Genomic DNA, 19432 nt, shown 5'->3' with positions numbered 1-19432 from the left:
TCGTCAGCCCTGCGAGGGATAGATGCCGAAGACGGAGATGCAGTAGCGCACGGTCAGGGTCGGCATCGTGTTGTCATGCGGCTGGTTGCCACCGGCAGAACCCACTGCCGCCGGCGCCAGGGTGCCGCTTGCGATGCCGGTGGTGCTGGTGGTGTAGATCGTGTCACCACTGACCGAACCCAGCTGCAGCGTGTTGGCGGGCGTTGCGGCACTGGCGGCCGAGTCCACCGCGTTGAACGCGTGGCTGTGCGCGGGCAGCTGTCCGGCGGCCAAGGTGACCTTCTCGGTACCGGCCTTCTGCCCAAGCACGTAAGTGCCCAGCCCGGTACCTGTGCCCTGCTGCACCGGGATGCGGCCGCTCAAGTCAGGCAATGCGAACGTGTTGACGCCATCGCCGCCGTAGGTGGTGCCGATCAGGTTGTACAACACGTCGTACTCGTCGATGGACTGCAGGCTGCCATCGCAGTCCAGCCAGCCCAGCGGAGCGAAGTTGTAGGGAAACATGCGGACTTCGCCAACATAGGGTTGCGACATGGCAGGAGCTCCGGTCAGTTGCGCGAAGGGAAGATGCCGCTGAGCGCGATGCAGAAATTCAGCGCCAGGTAGGGCTGCATGTTCGCGTGCGCCTGCGATTGTCCGGCGTTGTCCAGCACATTGAGCGCGACCTGCCTGCCTCCCGAAGCGCCATAGACGTTCTGCGTGCCGGTTGCGCCGAGCAGTACGTTGCCGGTGGGAATGCGCGAGGTTGCAGTGGCGGTCGTGCCAGCGAAGGAATGCGTATGCGGCGGAATCTGGTTGACCTGCAGGGTCACCGTTTCCGCCCCCCCTTTCTGGCCCATGTCGGTGCCGTTGTTGGAACCGATCGGGGTCCGGCTGCGCAGGTCGGGCAACTGGAACGTGGTCGTGCCGTCACCGCCGTAGATCGTGGTGAGCAACGAGAAAAGCGCTTGGTTCTGTGCGATGGGGAGTGTCTGCCCATTGCACAGGGCGAAGTATTTGGGCGCAAAACTGAATGCCACGGGCATTATCTGCCCGAGAAAAGCCTGCGACATACGGATCCCCTTGGGTTTTTGGCGCCGGCACCCAGCCCCTGGCCGGCCGGTTAACTCTGGCGCATTAACTGGTGCCTTGACAAGTGGTGCTGCATTTGTTTCAGAATATGCCGCTTGCTGCCCCCAAGGGGCTGAAGGATTCAGGGTGGCAGGACCGCCAGGCATGGGCAGGTAATTGCCGGTGGGGAAAGTCCGGTACCGGGGCTGCTCGTTCACGGGCCACGGCGGCTATCACCGTCGTATTGCCCGGCATGATGCCGGGTTGCAGGGGGCACAACATGGGGTACGCAGAGTCGATGCATCGCGGCGCGATGCGCCTTGGACTCGGCCGCAGCATTCCCGGTCCGCTGGGCGTGCTGTTGCTATGGTTGGTCATGCTGGCATTGCCTGGCATCGCCAGCGCAGCGTGCACACCGTTCATTCCCCCCAACGCGAGCGCTGCCTCGCCCATGCCGGCAGGAACGTCGATCATCATCGATGTCACCTCCTGCCAGGCCGGCTTCGGCATCGGCAACGTGACCACGCAGGCCAGCAACGGTACTGCCACCGTCACCAACCACGCGGGCTCGAAAATCAGCTACACCCACAGCGGCAATGGCAGCACCACCGACAGCTTTGCCTTCGATGATGGCTCCGGCAGCAACAACGTCATCGTCAACCTGTACATCCAGGCGGCCACGTCGCCGATCTCGATTTCACCGGCCACCGTTCCCGGCGGAACGGTGGGCACGCCGTATCCCTCCACCACGTTCGTGGCCACCGGCGGAACCGCGCCTTACAGCTACGCCGTCACGTCCGGCGCACTACCAGCCGGGGTGACGTTGAGTACCGGTGGCGTCCTGTCCGGTACGCCCACCACGCAGGGCGCGTACTCGTTCTCGGTCACCGCCACCGACAGTGCCGGCGTGCCGCTCACCGGCATCGCCAGCTATTCGATTTCCATCGCGGCACCGACCATCAGCGTGACCAACGTTCCGCCTGCCGCGGTCATCAATACGCCGTACTCCTTCAGCCTCGCCGCCAGTGGTGGCAACGGGCCGTATACCTATGCGCTGGATGGCGGCACGACGCTGCCGACCGGCCTGACGCTGGCCAGCAATGGCACGATCAGTGGTACGCCGACCGTGCTCGGCAACAAGAACTTCAGCGTGCGCGTCACCGACAGCAGCACGCCGTCGCCGTTCTTCTCGGCAACCAGCCTGTCGATCAACGTCCAGAACGTGGTGCCGCCGGTCGCCAATCCGGTCAGCGCGACAGTTGCCTATGGCAGCACCAACAATCCCATCACCCTGAACATCACCGGCGGCGTTCCCGCCTCGGTTGCGGTCGGCACGCAGGCCACGCACGGTACCGCGACCGCATCGGGAACATCGATCACCTACACCCCCACGCCCGGCTTCGCAGGGGCGGACAGCTTCACCTATACCGCCACGAATGCCGGCGGCACATCGGCACCGGCAACCGTGACCATCACCGTCTCGCCGCCCACCGTTACCTACACCCCTACCAGCCCTCCCGCAGGCACCGTCGGCGTGGCGTACAGCCAGTCGCTGGCCGGTGCCAGTGGCGGCACCACGCCGTACAGCTACGCGCTCGCCTCGGGCAGCTTGCCGGCCGGCCTGACACTGGCCAGCAACGGCGCCCTGACCGGCACGCCGACCGCCAACGGCACCTTCAACTTCACCGTGCGGGCGACCGACAGCAGCACCGGCGCCGGGCCGTTCAGCGCCACCAGCGGCACGCTGACGCTGAACATCGCTGCCCCCACGCTCCTCTATGCACCGGCTAATCCGGCGGCCGCAACGGTCGGTACCGCGTACAGTGGCTCGTTGGCCAGCGCAACGGGCGGCACCGCGCCCTATGCCTATTCGATCGCCTCGGGCAGCCTGCCGGCCGGTGTCACCCTGGCCAGCAACGGCAGCCTGGCAGGTACGCCCACCGCAGGCGGCACCTTCAACTTCACGGTTACTGCTACCGACAGCAGCGGTGGCTCCGGTCCCTTCAGTACCACCAGCACGCCGCTGACACTGACCGTGAACGCGCCGACGATCTCGATCGCGCCGCCCACGCTGCCCAACGCAGCCGTTGCCTCGGTCTACTCGCAGACCGTGACTGCATCCGGCGGTACCGGCAGCTACAGCTATGCAGTGACCGCCGGTTCGCTGCCTCCCGGCCTGAGCCTGTCGAGTGCCGGCGTGATCACCGGCACGGCTACGGGCAGTGGCACCTACAACGTCACGTTGACCGCCACCGACAGCAGTACCGGCACCGGCCCGTACACCGGCAGTCGGGCCTATTCCCTCACCGTGACTGCGCCAACGTTGACGCTGTCACCGGCCTCGGGTGCCACGCTCAATGCGACGGCCGGCACCGCGCTGGGCAGCATCGGCTTTACCGCCGCCAACGGCACGGCGCCCTACAGTTACGCGATCACTTCGGGCGCATTGCCGCCCGGCGTCAGCCTGGCGCCAAGCGGCAGCCTGTCGGGCACGCCGACCGCGGCCGGCCCCTTCAACTTCAGCGTGACCGCTACCGATAGCTCCAGTGGTACCGGTGCCCCGTTCTCCGTCACCGGCAGCTACACACTGGCCGTGGCGGCGCCGACCATCACGCTGACACCTGCGAGCCTGCCTGCGATGTCAGTGGGCACTGCCTTCAACCAGACCCTGGTGGCCAGCGGCGGGCAGCCGGCCTACAGCTACGCCATCGTCGCAGGCGCAGTGCCTGCAGGCGTGTCCTTGAACACGGTGAGCGGGGTGATCAGTGGCACGCCCACCCAGGCGGGCTCCTACAACTTCACCGTCAGGGCGACCGACAACGGCGGGTTCAGTGGCAGCCAGGCTTACTCGGGTACCGTCGGTGGCGCTGTCGTGGTGCTGCCTGCGGCGAGCCTGGCCAATGCCAGTGCCGGCACCGCGTACAGCCACAGCTTCTCCGCAAGCGGCGGTACGCCCGGCTACACCTACGTGCTGCAGAGTGGTGCGCTGCCAGTGGGCATGGCGCTGTCCAGCGGCGGCGTGCTGTCCGGCACGCCGACCCAGGCCGGCAACTTCACCTTCACCGTGCGGGCGACCGACAGCAGTACGGGTACCGGCGCACCGTTCAGCGCAAGCCAGTCGTATTCGCTGACCGTCAACGCGCCGACCATCTCGCTGACGCCGTCGACGCTGCCAGCGGCGACCGGTGGCGGGGCGTACCTGCAGTCGGTCAGTGCCAGCGGCGGTGTCGGCAGCTACAGCTTCAGCGTGTCCGCGGGCGCGCTGCCGCCGGGGATCAGCCTGAGCGGTGCAGGCGTCCTGTCCGGCACCCCGACCGGCGCAGGCAGCTCTGCCTTTACCATCACGGCTACCGACAGCCTCGGCTTCACCGGCAGCCAGCCCTACACCTTCACCGTCAACGCGCCGACGATCGCGATCACGCCGGCCACCCTGCCTGCTGCAACCGGCAGCATCGCCTACACCCAGACATTGACTGCCAGCGGCGGCAATGGCGCCTACACCTTCAGCCTTAGCACGGGTACGCTGCCCGCGGGCATCGCGCTGAGCAGTAGCGGCGTGATCAGCGGTACGCCCACCACGGCCGGCAGCTATGCCTTCACCGTGCTGGCGACGGATGGCTTCAGCTTCACCGGCAGCCAGGCCTATACGATGGCAGTGAACGCGCCGGCGATCGTGTTCATCCAGACCACGTTGCCGGGTGGCCAGGTGGCGGCTGCGTACAACCAGACGCTGAGCGCCGGCGGTGGAAGCGGCAGCTTCACCTACAGCGTGACCGCGGGCACGCTGCCGCCGGGCATCGCGTTGAGCAGTGCCGGCGTACTCAGCGGCACACCGACCGCCGCGGGCAGCTACGGCTTCACCGTCACCGCGACCGATACCTTCGGCTTCACCGGCAGCCAGGCGTTCACCGTAGGCATCAACCAGCCGGTACCGGTGGTGGTGAACGACACGGCCACCACACCGGCCAATGCACCGGCCAGCATCGACGTCACCGCCAACGACACCGGCCCGATCACCAGCATCGCGATCGCACAGGTGCCTGCGCACGGTACCGCCACCGTCACCGGGCTTGCCGTGGCGTACACGCCGGCCAGCAACTTCTTCGGCAGTGACAGCTTCACCTATACCGCCACCGGTCCTGGCGGCACCTCGACGGCGGCGACGGTCAGCATCACAGTGACCCCGCTGGCGGTGCCGGTGGCTGCCGCGCAGAGCGCCACCGTGCTGGCCGGCCAGTCGGTCACCGTGCAGGCCGAGGCCGGGGCGATCAACGGCCCGTTCACCGCGGTTGCGATCAGTCGCGCACCGTCGTCGGGCACGGCGGTGGTGCAGGGCGCCAGCATCGTCTACACCGCTGCAGCGGACGCCTCCGGCGCCGTGGATTTCGACTACACGCTCAGCAACCCGTTCGGTGTCTCGGCACCGGCGCGGGTCAGCGTGACGGTCAATCCGCGACCGGTGGCACCGGCACTGACCGCCTCGGCAGTTGCCGGACGCGTGGTCAACGTCGATCTCACCTCGACCGCGCGCGGCGGCCCGTTCACTGCCGCCAACCTGGTCTCGGTGTCGCCGGCCGAAGCGGGTACCGCCAGCATCTCCGCAAGCGGCACGGGCTACACGCTGGCCTTCACTGCAGCGGCGACGTTCGGCGGCGCGGTGCGCATCACCTACACCCTGAGCAACGCGTATGCGACCTCGGCGCCGGGCACGATCGATGTGATGGTCAAGCCGCGCAGCGATCCCTCGCGTGATGCCGAAGTGCTGGGCGTGCTCGATGCGCAGGTGGAAGGTGCGCGGCGCATGGCGGTGGGCCAGATCACCAACTTCCAGCGCCGCCTGGAAAGCCTGCGCGCCGGTGGCGGCAGTGCCGGTTTCAGCAACGGCATCACCTTCAGTTCGGCCAGCAGCCAGCGCCGCGGGCAGCCGGATGATCTGCTGCGCAAGGGCATCGGCGCCAGCGGTGAAGCGTTGTCGTTGATCGACGAACCCGCGTTGCAGTCGAGCGTGGCGCCCGCTGCGGCATCGTCTGATGGCTTCGCCTTCTGGACCGGTGGCGCGGTGAACTTCGGCACGCTCAAGCCGGGTGCCGGCAGCAATGGCATCGACTTCACCACCTCCGGCGTGAGCGTGGGCGCCGACCGCCAGCTCAGCCCGTCGCTGACCCTGGGTGCCGGCCTGGGCTACGGCCACGATGCGTCGGACATCGGCCGCAACGGCAGCCGCAGCACGGTGGATGGCTACAGCATCGCCGGCTACGGCAGCTTCCATCCCGAAGGCGGGTTCTATGTGGATGGCCTGCTCGGCTACCAGTGGCTGACGTTCGATGCGCGCCGCTTCATCACCGACAACGGCAACACCGCCTACGGCAGCCGTGACGGCAAGCAGTGGTTCGCTTCGTTCTCCACCGGCTACCAGCATCGCAGCGATGCGGTGCTGCTTACGCCGTATGGCCGCCTGGATCTGGCGCGTGCCACGCTGGACGGCTATCGCGAGCATGGCGACGACGTGTACGCACTCGACTACCAGCGGCAGACCGTCAACACCAGCACCGCTACGGCCGGTGTGCTGGCGCAGTGGCTGGTGAAGCGCGACTACGGCATGTGGACGCCGCAGCTGCGCGCCGAGTTCGGCCACGACATGCAGGGTTCCAGCCAGGCCTTCATGCGCTATGTGGATCTGATGTCCGGGCCGGTCTACCGCGCCACGCTCGACCGCCAGTCGCGCAACCACACGCTGTTGGGCGCTGGTATCGGCCTGCAGACGCTGAAGGGCTGGACGCTGCGTGCCGAGTACCAGAGCCAGTTCGACAGCAGCAGCCGCGACAACCAGGGCATCCAGATCAGCGTGCAGAAGACGCTGCCGCCGTGATCGATGCAGCGGCGGCGGCCTGCGGGTCGCCGCCGCACGCGGCCTGTATCCGTACAATCGTGTCTCCGGCAGGTGCGCAACATGCATCTGCGCCGGGTCTCGAATGGAAGCTGCAGGACACGGAATGAAGATTCGAACGATGGCGATGTCGTCGCTGGTCGCGCTGCTGGCGGCCTGCGGGCAGGCGCCGGAACAGCGCAACGAAACGACGCCTGCGGTTGCACCCGCCGTACCCGCTGAAGCACCGGTTGCCCCCGCCGCCGTGGTCGACAACGAACCGTCCATCGAAGACGGTGTGGACCCGTCGGTGTGGGACAACGAAGGCGAGCCGGAAGACGCCGGCGCCGGCGGCGAACTCAGCTGCAAGGACAACCCGTTGGCGACCCATTTCTTCACCCTGGTGGGCGGCAACACGGTGGACGACTGTGGCCGCAAGGACCCGAAGGTGCTGGCCGCGTTCGATGCATTGATGAAGGGTACGCAGGCCGCCGAGTCCACCGACAAGGACATCCCGTCGCTGCGCGAACGACTGTTGAGCGGGCCCAGCGGGCCGGGCGAGCTGCTGGTGCTGCAGGGCGAGCCCTGGTGGTTCTACACCGCCTGCCAGGCGCATGACTGCCCCGGCACCGCGCTGGCGATGCTGTACTCGCCAACGCAGGCGAAGATGGTCGGCCGCCTCACCGCGCGCTGCAGGGTGTGGTGGCTGGGTGAGCCGGATGCCGAACAACGCGCGCTGATTGAACGCGAGCGCCCGCTGGACGAAGCGCTGTTCAAGGACGAGGGCGATGCCTGCGAGTAATGCGGGGCCTGCGCTGGCGCCGGGGCATGCCCGGCGCCAGCGCAGGCGATAATGCCCGTATTACTCGTCCGGACGCATCCGCGTGCCGATCTGCGCGTTCAATGCCAACGAGGCCATGGCCAGGCCTTCCAGCACGCGGTCGCCCACATATTCGGTCTCGTCGCCGTTCTGCCGGACGCGTTCGGCAGCCAACAACAGTTCCAACGTCACGCGCTGGCCTGCTACGGCACAGTCCGCATCGCCCAGGGCCATGCGGCGTGCGGGCATCAGCTGCCGCTCGGGCCAGGGCTGGCCATCGGCAGCGGCACCCTTGCCGATGCGGTCCAGCGTGGCGATGAAACCGAGGGGATCGCGTGCGTGTGGTGCGTCCGAAGGCGCGTCGGTGTTGGCGGGTTCGTACTGCGCGCGCAGGCGGGAGGATTCGGGTGTGCTCATGGCAGAGGCTCCGTGCAGGACAGACGGTAGCCGCCACACAAAGGTGGCGGGCGGAGACGTGGCTCGAAAACCGGGAAGATCACGAACAAGACCGGCAGGCGCAAGGCCTCCACGCTCCGCCCGCCATGGCCGGCAGGCGAACCGACCGGCGCCACACAAGGTGACGCCGGCCGGCAAGCGCAAAACAACGTTCGTGATCTGACGGGTTTTCGAGGCCCGGCCACCCTTTTCCGGTGGCACGCCATCTGTATCGCCGTCGCTGCGCAACGCCAATGAGAAGAGTTGCAAACAGCATTCGATCGAAGACGCTTTCGGCATTCTTGCATGCTGTTAAGTTGCCGCAGAGCGAGGCGCCGCAAGGGGCGCAGCGGGATGGGGAATATGCGACATGGGTCGAAGTTGAGGGTGCCGCGCTCTGCCACGTCACCGGGCCGATGACGACAAGGCGGGTTGGAGGCAGCAAGATCGCCATGGTGAACTATCGAACGACCCCGATCGCTCACAACATTGCGCTTCAGCAGAAGGCCTGCCTGCTTTGGGAGTAGGCGCAGACGGTGTTGTGCCTGCTGGAGCACCGCAATGGAGTACGCTTGCCACCGCAATGGTGTCGCAATTCGCACTTCAAGGAGTCAGAGTCTGCTTGCTACAAACGGCTCTTCCTTTCCATGACTGCGCACCATGAATCTGAGGGATCTGTTGGTCTCTGCTGCCTATCGCGACTACCTGTCTGAACTGGAATCGCATCTGATCGGACATTCTTTCAACCAAGATGCACCCATTAGGGCTGTTATTGTCCGCTTGCATGAAGAATGGATGGAGTACGCCGAGGTGACGCCTGAAGCGCTACTGCGCCTGATTGAAGCGGAACGCGTTCAGACCTTCAGATACATTGCGCAGAAGCTCACTGCATACATGGAAGCGGAAGGAGGACCAGACAATATTGTCAATGAGCCTGCAAACCTGCACATGCCCATTGGTCATCTGATCGAGTACTGGTTGCATCGTGGCGAGGATGCAGATCTAAGAAACTATCTGAGAAAAATACGCATGCCCCGCGCCACGGCCTATGCCAAGGAGACGGCAGTGATGTTCCGGACTGCCCGAGCGACCGCATCAAGTCAGTAGACCCGGGCCGTGGGATCCACGACCAATGCCGCCTGATGGTTCACGCACCATAGTTCAAGCTCATCTCTGAGTTGAGGCCAGAGATCGGCCGCCCACGCAGGGGCGTTGCTTCGGAATGCGTCTTCGGAGGGCAAGTAGGCGGTCAGCCTCCCCATCGGCAGCTCGAGAACGAATGCGCCGCCTGGACCGGTACACACAAGCTCTTCCTTCCAACGGGCTTTGAACTCGAAAACGGGCATGGACACCTGGCACCAACGTTGAGCAGGACCGCGAAACGCAGTCCCACCGACGCGGAGTGTACGCCCACTCTTACTTCGCAGCGTGTCGCGTGCCCTTCTCGTCCTCGTCCTTTACATCGCCCCGGCTCTGCGCGAACTCCGGGAACGTCTTCGCGATCGAATCCTTGTCCGGCAGGATGTAGAACACGCCGCCCTTCTCGAACGTGGCCTGCACGATCTGCTCGTAGAACGCGGGCGAGACGTTGATGCAGCCATGGGTGACGCGGTTGTCGTCCGGCGTCGGCGAGGCCAGGCGCTCGGCGCGTTTCTCTTTCGGGCTGCCCGGCGGCAGCGGATGCAGCGAAACGGCGGAATCGTAGTCCACCCACAGCACACGCCCGGCATCGTCGGAGGGGCCATAGCCACCAATGAAGCGGCCGGCAGGCGTGGTGCGGTCGTGGCCGGGAATCGCGCTGAGCGCGAGCTTGGCAACGCCGGGTGCGGAGTGGTCGCCGATGGCCGAACCGAACAGCGCCGGTGCCGCGCCGCGCAGCTTGCCGTCGCCGCTGAAGATCAGAACCTGCGCCGCGGCCTTGTCCATGACGGCGAACGGATAGCCTTGGTTGTCCTTGCTGGCGACGACCCAACCGGCCAGTTCGATCACCGTTTCGGACACGCTCTGGTCAGGTGGAAGTTCATCAACGGCGGCTACCGGTGGTGCAGGTGCGTCCTTGTCCCTGGCGTTGGCTACGCCGCTGCACGCAACGGCCAGTGCCATGAACAGTGCGGCATGCAGGGCGCGGCGTGCAGGGGAGGGGAAGGTACGAATGGGACGGCTCCTTTCCTTGCAATGCAATCTTGGGTGGAAGGATGCCAGTGGCCGGCGAAGGCCACTGGTTCCCGATGCAGAGATGGATCAATTCAAACGGTGAGGGAGCGATCAGCCGCGCGGCTTGCGGCCGGCGGGTGCCCTTTCAAGCTGCTGGACGCGGCCTTCGATCTGGTCCAGGCGCTGATTGGCCTGCTGTGCGGACTGGTTGGCGGACTCCGCGCTCTGCGCAGCACCCTGCACCTTGACGTCGAGCTGATCGAGACGCGAGTTGATGGTTGCAAACTCGTTCTTGTAAGACGCACAGGCGCCAAGGCTCACGGTGGCGATGAGCGCGACAGCAAGTGCGCGGGCCGTCTTCATGTGTTGCGGGTTCAGGTTCATTGCACTCCCTCCTTCGTCTGGGGAAGCTGGAATATAGCGGCGTTTGTTCCCGGCGCTGACAAGCGCTTTCAGCTGCAATTTGAATACGTGGAAGCGCCGTGAAGCCTGCCTCTGACCCAGGATTAACAAGCGGGACCAGGCGAGCTGATGCACGTCGGCGGATCGCCTTGCGCCTGTTCAGAAGTGCCAATTCATCAGTATGAAGCCGATGTCACCTGTAAGGCGTTGGCGCGTTCATGCAAGGCGGAAACGCTGCTACTTCAAATCCGGCAGCGTGAAGCCATGACCGTAGACAATGCCGACGAGGGTCTGCAGGAAATCAGACGTCGGAATGCGTTCGCCATTGGTGGAGTACGCGATCGACACATCATCCACCGGGTTGTAGATGACCCGCGAATGAGCGCCCAGGACATCGCCACCGTGGCCCAGGAAGCGCTGCTCGCCGAACGGAAACTCGGCCAGTCCTTTTCCCCAGCCCGCGCCGGCGACCGGCATCATCTGCTCGACGGTTTCCCTGCGCAGCAGCCGGTAGTGGAACAGCGCGTTGATCAGCACGTTCAGGTCGTGCGTGGTGCTGGCGATGTCGCCCACACCGATCACGTTGGTATACGCGATGTCCTTGATCTCGTTCCACTGCCCTGCGTATGCATAGGACTTGAAGGTGTTGGCGGTGTGCGACGGTGCTGCGGCGAAGCGCTGCAACCCCAGTGGTTCTGCGATCTGCTGCTGGACGATGTGCTGGTAGTCCGCGCCGTAGCGCTGTTCCAGGATCATCCGCAGCAGCAGGTAGGCAGAGTTGGAATAGGCCACGCGCGTACCCGGCTCGAACGCAGTGCCCTGCCTTCTTATCTCGTCCAGAATCTGCGCCTGGCTCACCTCGTCCACCACCCAGACCTCGCCATCCCTTATCGCGAAGTTGCCCAGGCCACTGGAATGCGCCAGCAGATGGCCGACGGTGATCTGCTGCGCCGACGGCATGTCGGGGAAGACGTCCGACAGGTGATCGTCCAGGCTCAACCGTTCTTCTTCAATCAGCTTGAACGCCAGGATGGCGGTGACCATCTTGGTCACCGAGGCGATCGGGTAGCGGGTGTCGGCGTCGTACACGGTGGGCGGCAGGTGCTTCTGCCCGAAGCTTCTGTTGTAGACCTGCTGCCCGCGCCTGAAGACGGACACGCTGCCGACGCCCGCATTGCGTTTCTCGACTTGTTCAAGGAAGTCATCCAGCGTGGCCGCATTGACCCCCACTGCAGAAGGGGCCGCATTCGCGCCTTGGGCAAACAACACCATCGTGAGCAGCAGAAGCAGGCACGGCAGTCTCTTCATCTTGCAACCCTGGGTTGGAATGCCACGCACGTAGCCACGTGCCCATAGTTAGAGCGCGTTTTGGCCTCATAGTTGGGTGCAGCCGAGGCTCTACATTCACCGACTATTAGCACTTTGGCCCCATAGTCGGGGCGCTCGTAGCGTAGCTAATTGATATCGAAGGAAATGATTGCATAGTTGGAGACTTCTTTCATAGCTGAACCAACTATGGGTACGCGAATGAATATCCGCTCTCCAGACCGTGCAGTCTGCTGGCGTCTGCCACCTACCTGGATTCCGATGCAAGGTTGTGAAGACGTGGCTGAACCTAGTGAGGCAGCACGGATCTCGGATGGACGCAACGCGCAATGCAAGAAGTCGCTAATCAATGTGGCATGGACCCACAAATGAAAAGCCACTGTTAGTTCCACTCGCGCAATGGGCTCCAATCTAGCATTCGACTCGTCCGGAGAACGCTCGACGTACTAAGGCTTCAAGGATTGTAATGGATTGATTTTAAAGGAGGTATAACCATTTATGGCTTGCGAAATGCAGAGGGACTCAACGAGCTTGCAACGAGCATTGGTTTGCGTATGTTGGAGGAATGAACGCACTTTCCCTGCAAAGAGCGGCACTTGAAGCGTCCTCAGAAGAGGAACTGGCAGACAGGATCGTTGATGAGTCTGGGATCTGTGTTCGCGTGGGGGATGCCAGGCAGCTACTTGGATTCCGTAGCCTAGATGCAGGTAGACGAGCTGCAGTGCAGGGGCGCTTAGGCATCGAAGCGGTGAACTTTCCAGGTCGCCGTGGACGTTTGTCCCTTCGGCAGGCACCTATCAAGGAGCCCGTGCAATGAGCTAAGTAAGAAAGATCTCTGGGGAGAAGAAACAACAAACCCTGGCTGGCAGGCCAGGGCTTGTTCGCAGCTAGCGCTTAGTTCCGCGTAGCTGAATCTACTCCCGACCCGTGCTTCTTTCAAGTGCTCGTCAAAGCGGGAGGGGGCCGTGCAGCCATCTCCCACCATGAGGGAGATGGCAATGACCCCAGATCAGCTGAGGGATCATCTAAGAACGCTAGATCTATCAGTAGAAGATAGGTCCTTCGCACTCGAGCTCTTTGGCCAGGAACCAGGGCGCAGCGTTGGCGCCTATGCACTGGACAATGTGGTCGTCGACTTCTATTCAAGAAAGTGTCGCGATGTTCGCAGGCTGGAAAGCCATACAGTCGAGCAAACATTTGCATATGAGCTAGAAATTGATCCTGACGTCATCTCATATGTTTGCCAGGTCACTTGTCGTGGCATAAGGCGCGGCAATCATGTGTGCACCGCCCATGCAGACTTCTTTGTGGTTCGACGGTCCTCCGTGGAAATCGTGGAATGTAAGCCCATCTCCAAGCTCAGCACTCTTGTGGAGAGAAAGCCCGAAGAGTGGGTGCTGGACGGTGGGAAATATCGCAATCTGGTGTATGAGCGATGGGCAGCATCCCATGGGATCGAGTACAAGATCTGGGCCTCACCCAGCAACATCAGCCGATACCATAGGAACTTGCAGTTCATCTACCAAAACTGGGATGAAGATCTCTCAATGGTGCGCCGAGAGGGCTTTGCTGCGGTGGAAAAGCAGCTTTACATGGGGCCAAAAAGCATCGCGTTTCTTATGGAAGAGATCCCTTGGTTCAACGCTGGGGTCGCAGCAGGACTCTTGGCGGATAGGCTAGTCCACGGGCCCATAGGGCACATACCGATTACCGATACGCGCAACTTTCTCTTAAGCCTAAGTCAAGAGCAGGCGGAGGCGATTGCGGCCGAGTGCTGTAAGAACATCAACAACCTGTATGCCGAAGCTAGCGGCCCAGTTGCGCTCGCAAGTTCAGTTGATGTGGCAAAGGCAGTTGCAAGGCTGAAGAAGCTTGAATGCCTTGCTCGTGAAGGAAAGCGAGCGACACCCAAGATGAGGAAGTTGGAGGAGCGGGTGAGACTAGCGCGCGCAGAGGGTCGCAATCCTCTAGATGATCTCATCACCAACTACGCAAAGTGCGGGAACCGATCCAGTCGTCTCACTCACGCGCAATCAGAACTTGTACGCGGAGTCATTGGCTCACATTGGCTAAAGGGTAAGGTTGCGACGCTAGCCGATCTGTATCGTGAGCTAGCCCTGCAGTGCGAGTGCGCTGGCGTTCCTGTGCCTGGCCGGAAGGCGCTCGTCAGAAGAGTTCGATCCGTTTCAAGGGGGCAACGTGATCTTGCTGTCGGCGGTAAGCGAAACTATCAAGCAAATAGGCCGCGTTCCGACGCTCGGGTTAGATCAGGCCAAGCGCTTGCTGTGCACTCTGTCCTGCACATCGATGCAACCAAGGTTGACAACCGAGTCTTTACACAAGAAGACGAAGGGCAGCAAGACCACTGCCCGGTACTGTACTGCGGCCGTGACGAAGCGTCGTCTAAGGTTATGGCCCATGCCTTTGTCTTCGGTCCCGCTCGGCGCGAAGGGCCACTAATTTTGCTGAGGAACTATGTGCGCGAGCACGCGAAGCTTCCACACGCAATCGTGATCGATCGAGGCACTGATCTGAAGTCAGCCTTAGGTGATCTCTGTCGAACCTATGGCATCTCCATACTCACAGTGCCGACAGGCGCGAGTCGCTTCAACTCACAGTGTGAGACGGTTCAAGGGCTTATCAATTCCATGGTCAGCCACAAATTGATTGGGAGCACAAAGCCAGATAAAGCCGGTAGAAGTGTCGATGGAAAATTCAAAAGCAGATCGACCGCGCGCCTAGATTTCTCGACCGTAGAATCCGAAATTCACCACCTTCTGTACAGCCTGATGCCCGAGATGCCCGTGGATGGCTTCGCAGGTGCGCGAGAGCGATTTGAGAACAGTCAGTTGACTGCTCCAAACTCTGGAATACCAACGGTTGTAGACGATGACTTCCTATTTCAAACTTCAGTGAAATTGAAATCATGCTCTTATGAAAGAACAAGGGGGATCAGACACTGGAGGAGAAGCTACACGAACGCGGATCTCGCGTCGCGCGCGCATGAAGAGAAGATCCTCAGTGCTCGGCGTGATCCTGAGGATATTTCATTCGTTTGGATTCAGACCACGAAGAGACGCTACAAGGCATGGTGCTCGAAGGTCTCGGAGATTGGTCACTACTCCGAGCAGGATCGTCACTTCGAGGCAATGTGGGAGCAGTTCATCACGCCGGATGTTGAGAGCAAGAAGGAGGAGCTGCAGCGTAAGAACTATGAGAGGACGAGCATGGCCAACGCCAGGCAGCGAGCCAATGATATGGGGCTAGCAAGTGGAAAGGAAACGCAAGCCCCGCCAAATGCGAGTCGATCGAAGGTTCAAGCGAGATTGGTCGTCAACTTTGATGAGCTCCCCGATCTCATTGTGGAAGGGGATTCGCATGGACGCTAGCATCCTGCCCCATTTTCCAGCTGATGAGATGAGCTTCCCTTTCATACCACATCAGCGCTTTCTAACTACCCAGCACAGCCTACTGAAATCAGTTTCGAGAGCTCGGCCAGGAGACTTTGTTTGGTTGATAGCGCCCTCCTGGTCAGGAAAGAGCGAGTTGCGTCGGCAGCTGTTGCCTGAGCTCGGAGGAAATCCCCAACTTTGGCCAACAGGCCACTTGCCGCTGATCTCCGTAAGGGCAATCCTGAATCAGGGCGACAAGTTCAATCCGAAAGACTTCGCTTTGCGCCTACATCAGGAAATAACTGAGCCCGACACTAGCTGGACTAATGCTATGGAAACCGGTGGCGATCCTGACCAAACGCACGTGGCCGCAGAGCGGCGAGCCTCTTCAGTGTTCTGGCGTGAAGTGCGCGCGAGAACAGCGGAGAGAGACCTTCGTCTTTCGTTTGAGCGCATGTCTAGAATTCGCGGATTGAGGTACATCGTCATAGAGGAGGCTGCGAACATCTGCAGGGTTCCGAAGAGTCAGAGTTCACGCAACTACATGCTTGGCATCATGGCGCTTGTTGAAGAAATTGGTTGTGTGGCGATCATGATAGGAACCCATGAAGCGTCCACGCTCTATGAGGATTCCCAAGAGGTGTTCAATAGATCTGACGTTCTCTATATGCGTCCGTACGGTCTGAATGACAATGACGACCTGCGATCCTACGCCTCTCTGATCAAGGCGATCGGCAAGGGATTTCCACTTTCAAAAGGTAGCCTTCTCCAGGAAAACCTAGAGCTCATTGCTCTCAATGGAGGAGGAATTTTTGGCCCAACTCTGCGGTACTTGATGCGGGCGAATGAAGAGCGTTGTCGCAATGGTTCCAATACCATCGAGCTCGGGCATCTGCGAGCAGCGTCTGGAACCGAAAGGAATCACAGGCTGCTCTGGGGAGAGATAGACGCGTTCAATAGACTTGCCGATGGCAAGCGTTCTCTACGCCTAGCGGACTTCTTGACCATCAAGGGCTCATTGCCTAGCGAAGGCGATCTGTGAGGATGGAACCACCAAGATGGACGGTACTTCCACCTCTTGAGCTTCGTGATGCAGGTACTCCCTGGACAGAGTCGCTCAATGGATACGCAAATCGCTTGGCTAAGCTCAGCGGAATTTCGTGGTGCAAGATGCTTCAGCTTATCGACACCCACTCGTCGGAGGTGCCGTCTAGATACATTGATCAGCGCAGACTCGATGGGCTCGGGCCTGTGTCAGTACGGCGTGCGCGTTCACTAGAGAAGCTGACTGGGCAGTCACTTGTCGGTGCTACTTTGTATGGACTCTCAGAGATCGTCTCCTCAAGGGCAGCGAGCTGGAGTCGACACGCCGCTTGGTGTCCGATTTGCATCGGAGCTAGCGATATGGACGAGAGCGCCACAGAGAGGCTGATTTGGAGCTTCGATGCTTATTCTCACTGCTCGCTGCACGACGCCAGGATTGAGAACAGCTGTTCCAATTGTGGACTCGGGAAGTTGAAGAGCATTGCATTGAGAAAGTGCCCATCCTGCGGAGATCGCCTAGACAGGCGCACACGCTTTGACTCGGCGAACCCGACTCAGCGCTGGATCAATCAGTGCATAGAGGAACTGATCTCTTGGTGCTCAAATCATCCAAATCAGAGGCTTGAACTCTCGAACTTGGAGGTGTTTATAGAGGCAGTCGTGGCTAGAGGCGAGGGGCGAAAGTTGGATTACCGACCTCCTGCACGCTTGCCTGCAAGCTATTCTGACTACAAGAGCTGGACTAGAGTGAATTGCTTCAGACTCTTTAGAAGGAATGATCCGAGTCGATTAGAGTTCAATGAGCTACTCAATCTATCGGCAAATCAGTGCGTTTCTGTCTTGGACATTCTTCTCCAGCCTATCGAATCTGCGTCCGAACTTCTGCCTGGAATTGGATCGAATCCGGAGCTCCCACTAGGACGCGGTCGAGTGGCAGATGAGCGAAGAGAGTTTGCTCGATTGATTGACGCTCTGCTTGGTGATGACCAGTGCGTCCTTCCATCCTTCCAGGTGCTTGCGCAGCTGAGCGGAAGACGAGGGTCGTTCAAGTCTGGCCTACCGCACCACCACGCTCACTATGCGGTCCGGCTAAGGCGGCAACAGATGATGATTCGCGGTGTTTCGCGAAGAACGATAAACAGAGCATTTCGTCTTGCATGTCAGTTGAAACTTTCGCTACAAGGACAGCTGCTGATATCCGAAGCCGTGGCAAAACGAATCCACATCGAGATGGATGTCGCATCGAACATCGTGCGATCCGCGGAACTTGCCTGTAGCCTTCTTCTCCCAGTGGGAGGGATGAAGGGCGTAGCTCGTATACCCAATCTATGAGCTGAAGCCTTCCTGGTGGTCTTAGAAGTCTCTTGGTCTTAGATGCCCCGTCTGCCTGACGAACACGAGTGCATTCCACGGTTGCGAGGTGTCAGCAATAGTGCCGAAGGGTGGCATAAGTGCTGTTTGCTACGTCGACGGATGCGCAGAGCATCAGAGCTGTCCAAGATCTTGGACGACCGATCGCCCTTGGCGCAGGTCGATTGCCAGCAGGCGACCACCTGCGACCTGCCGGCCAGCGGCGCTGTTTAACCATGCCGCTTGAATCCTGCCCGCCTCAATTACCGCATCCGCCGCAAAGCTGTCAGGCATGGCCCGCAAGGGCTCGCCGGGTGACGCCAGACCTCCGACCAAGGGTTGCACCACCGTTGCTGCGGTGCTGTTGGACTTGGCGTAGGCGGTGGCTATCATTCGTCCGGCGCGTGGGCACCACCCTCCAAGTACCAGTTCGGTGCCTAGGGTTTGCCTCGACAGGCCTGCTTCAAGGGCTGCCTTCTCGTACTCAGGCCAAAGCTGGTCGATCACCAATGTCAGTTCCTTGGCTAGCTGCTCCATTGTGAAGTCCGCCCGAAAGCTGGCCTGCAGCATAAGTGCGTAGATCCGAAGGAAGAATTGAGTGCTACCGCGGCAGGCAAGCACCACGTTGTGTTGTGGAATCAATAAGAACTTCGCGCCGGACGATTTGGCGCCGGTGAGTGCATCCTCGGCGAGAGTGTCAACTGCAACCAGCATCCGTTCAGGGCTAAGCAGGACGTTCAGGATACTCAAGTGCGCGCGCTCCACTGGCTTGCGGCAATATCATGCGGATTGTGACGATTGTCCATCTAGAAGCACATTGGAATGAATTTTGAGATTTCTGACTTAAAGGCTCGCTTAGAGGCGTGCGAGACAGATCTTGCGGCGCACCGTGGCTACTTGAAGGCCCTGGAGTACGGGGTGCGGACGCTAATCATCACGCATCCGTATCCAGACTTGTTATCGAGAGCCTGGGCCTCGATTCTTCCTGGGATCACTGAGGCTCACGGGCCGGAGGGCGGGTGGATTTTCAACGCGGCCTTCCAGCAGCTGCTCTCGGTGTTGACTCAGCAAATTGAGGCGCGGGGCGGCAAGGTCGGTGATTAGGGGAACAGGACCTCGATCTGAGGTGGCATTGCCTCCCAGCCCAGAGCAGGGCTTTCTGGACGGTTCAGGGCGGGACTTGGGGAACTTCAGGGCGGGACTTGGGGAACTCAAGCACGAATGCTGGAGGGAACTGATGTGCAGCTTTGAGGGGAAGGGGGATTGGCGTGCGTATAAAGAAGGGCAGATGAGGAGAACTTCAAATGAGTGACGTAGATGAATGGCTGACAAGGGCCTCGGCTGCCACTCGGCCCTGCGGCAATGAGCAGGCCACTGATGTGCTAGTTCAGCGCTTGTCCCAAGAAGCTTCCCCTTCGCAATGGGCCGGTAAGCGAGAGTTCCGCCGGGCACTCGCATGCGCCGCGCTCGCGGCGGTGCTTACCTGCGGAGGAGTAGGCTCCGCCTTCTTTGTCACCCAGGCACCCTCGCGCCCGACATGGGTCGCGGCCCCAGCTTCCATGTCCCCATACGCTCTACTGGTGGAACGCTGAT

At 61.3% G+C, this 19432-nt stretch carries 15 protein-coding genes; 8 read left to right on the top strand and 7 right to left on the bottom strand.

Annotated elements, in window-relative coordinates; genetic code table 11:
• Window positions 1-3: 3 nt before the first annotated feature.
• Both ACMZPQ_RS10435 and ACMZPQ_RS10430 read right to left on the bottom strand, forming a co-directional pair.
• Window positions 4-534 carry a tail fiber protein gene (locus ACMZPQ_RS10435; RefSeq protein ID WP_197580509.1) on the bottom strand — a complete coding sequence of 177 codons (531 nt, stop codon included), beginning with the start codon at window positions 532-534 and terminating at the stop codon, window positions 4-6.
• A gap of 14 nt (window positions 535-548) precedes the next feature.
• A complete protein-coding gene (locus ACMZPQ_RS10430) occupies window positions 549-1052 on the bottom strand; it encodes a tail fiber protein (protein ID WP_197580510.1) in 504 nt (167 codons plus the stop codon).
• A 311-nt stretch (window positions 1053-1363) separates the two neighbouring features.
• Here ACMZPQ_RS10430 and ACMZPQ_RS10425 point away from each other — a divergent pair, with 311 nt between their 5' ends.
• Both ACMZPQ_RS10425 and ACMZPQ_RS10420 read left to right on the top strand, forming a co-directional pair.
• A complete protein-coding gene (locus tag ACMZPQ_RS10425) occupies window positions 1364-6919 on the top strand; it encodes a putative Ig domain-containing protein (protein WP_312645548.1) in 5556 nt (1851 codons plus the stop codon).
• Window positions 6920-7043: 124 nt separating this feature from the next.
• The gene (locus ACMZPQ_RS10420; protein ID WP_197580512.1) at window positions 7044-7718 is read left to right on the top strand and encodes an Ivy family c-type lysozyme inhibitor; all 675 of its coding nucleotides are present in this window, start codon (window positions 7044-7046) and stop codon (window positions 7716-7718) included.
• 60 nt (window positions 7719-7778) lie between these two features.
• Here ACMZPQ_RS10420 and ACMZPQ_RS10415 read toward each other — a convergent pair whose 3' ends face one another.
• Window positions 7779-8153 carry a hypothetical protein gene (locus tag ACMZPQ_RS10415; protein WP_197580513.1) on the bottom strand — a complete coding sequence of 125 codons (375 nt, stop codon included), beginning with the start codon at window positions 8151-8153 and terminating at the stop codon, window positions 7779-7781.
• A 678-nt stretch (window positions 8154-8831) separates the two neighbouring features.
• Between ACMZPQ_RS10415 and ACMZPQ_RS10410 the strand changes: the two genes are divergently transcribed.
• Window positions 8832-9278: a hypothetical protein gene (locus tag ACMZPQ_RS10410; RefSeq protein ID WP_197580514.1), complete on the top strand. Its 447-nt coding sequence runs from the start codon at window positions 8832-8834 to the stop codon at window positions 9276-9278.
• A gap of 309 nt (window positions 9279-9587) precedes the next feature.
• On the opposite strand, the gene ACMZPQ_RS10405 is transcribed toward ACMZPQ_RS10410, so the two are convergent.
• From ACMZPQ_RS10405 to ACMZPQ_RS10395, 3 genes are all read right to left on the bottom strand, one after another.
• Window positions 9588-10274: a L,D-transpeptidase gene (locus ACMZPQ_RS10405; RefSeq protein WP_197580515.1), complete on the bottom strand. Its 687-nt coding sequence runs from the start codon at window positions 10272-10274 to the stop codon at window positions 9588-9590.
• Window positions 10275-10436: 162 nt separating this feature from the next.
• Entirely contained in the window at window positions 10437-10709 is a 273-nt protein-coding gene (locus tag ACMZPQ_RS10400) for a hypothetical protein (protein WP_010487149.1), read from the bottom strand.
• 255 nt (window positions 10710-10964) lie between these two features.
• A complete protein-coding gene (locus ACMZPQ_RS10395; RefSeq protein WP_312645553.1) occupies window positions 10965-12035 on the bottom strand; it encodes a serine hydrolase domain-containing protein in 1071 nt (356 codons plus the stop codon).
• A gap of 1016 nt (window positions 12036-13051) precedes the next feature.
• Between ACMZPQ_RS10395 and ACMZPQ_RS10390 the strand changes: the two genes are divergently transcribed.
• Genes ACMZPQ_RS10390 through ACMZPQ_RS10380 form a run of 3 tightly spaced genes read left to right on the top strand, consistent with a single transcriptional unit; the run spans window position 13052 to window position 17821 of the window.
• Window positions 13052-15442: a hypothetical protein gene (locus ACMZPQ_RS10390; protein WP_130768356.1), complete on the top strand. Its 2391-nt coding sequence runs from the start codon at window positions 13052-13054 to the stop codon at window positions 15440-15442.
• Window positions 15432-16487 carry a hypothetical protein gene (locus ACMZPQ_RS10385; RefSeq protein ID WP_158229108.1) on the top strand — a complete coding sequence of 352 codons (1056 nt, stop codon included), beginning with the start codon at window positions 15432-15434 and terminating at the stop codon, window positions 16485-16487. Before ACMZPQ_RS10390 ends, ACMZPQ_RS10385 begins: the two co-directional genes overlap by 11 nt.
• A 2-nt stretch (window positions 16488-16489) precedes the next feature.
• Window positions 16490-17821, top strand: a complete 1332-nt coding sequence (locus ACMZPQ_RS10380) for a TniQ family protein (RefSeq protein WP_080052957.1) — start codon at window positions 16490-16492, stop codon at window positions 17819-17821.
• Window positions 17822-17974: 153 nt separating this feature from the next.
• Here ACMZPQ_RS10380 and ACMZPQ_RS10375 read toward each other — a convergent pair whose 3' ends face one another.
• The gene (locus ACMZPQ_RS10375) at window positions 17975-18589 is read right to left on the bottom strand and encodes a hypothetical protein (protein WP_033836041.1); all 615 of its coding nucleotides are present in this window, start codon (window positions 18587-18589) and stop codon (window positions 17975-17977) included.
• A 72-nt stretch (window positions 18590-18661) separates the two neighbouring features.
• Between ACMZPQ_RS10375 and ACMZPQ_RS10370 the strand changes: the two genes are divergently transcribed.
• Window positions 18662-18943, top strand: a complete 282-nt coding sequence (locus ACMZPQ_RS10370) for a hypothetical protein (protein ID WP_033836035.1) — start codon at window positions 18662-18664, stop codon at window positions 18941-18943.
• Window positions 18944-19143: 200 nt separating this feature from the next.
• Window positions 19144-19431, top strand: a complete 288-nt coding sequence (locus ACMZPQ_RS10365) for a CnrY/NccY family anti-sigma factor (protein ID WP_130768358.1) — start codon at window positions 19144-19146, stop codon at window positions 19429-19431.
• Window position 19432 lies beyond the last annotated feature (1 nt).

This window comes from Stenotrophomonas maltophilia, from assembly GCF_047497515.2.
Taxonomy (GTDB): domain Bacteria; phylum Pseudomonadota; class Gammaproteobacteria; order Xanthomonadales; family Xanthomonadaceae; genus Stenotrophomonas.
This window is presented reverse-complemented; position numbering and strand designations above follow the sequence as displayed.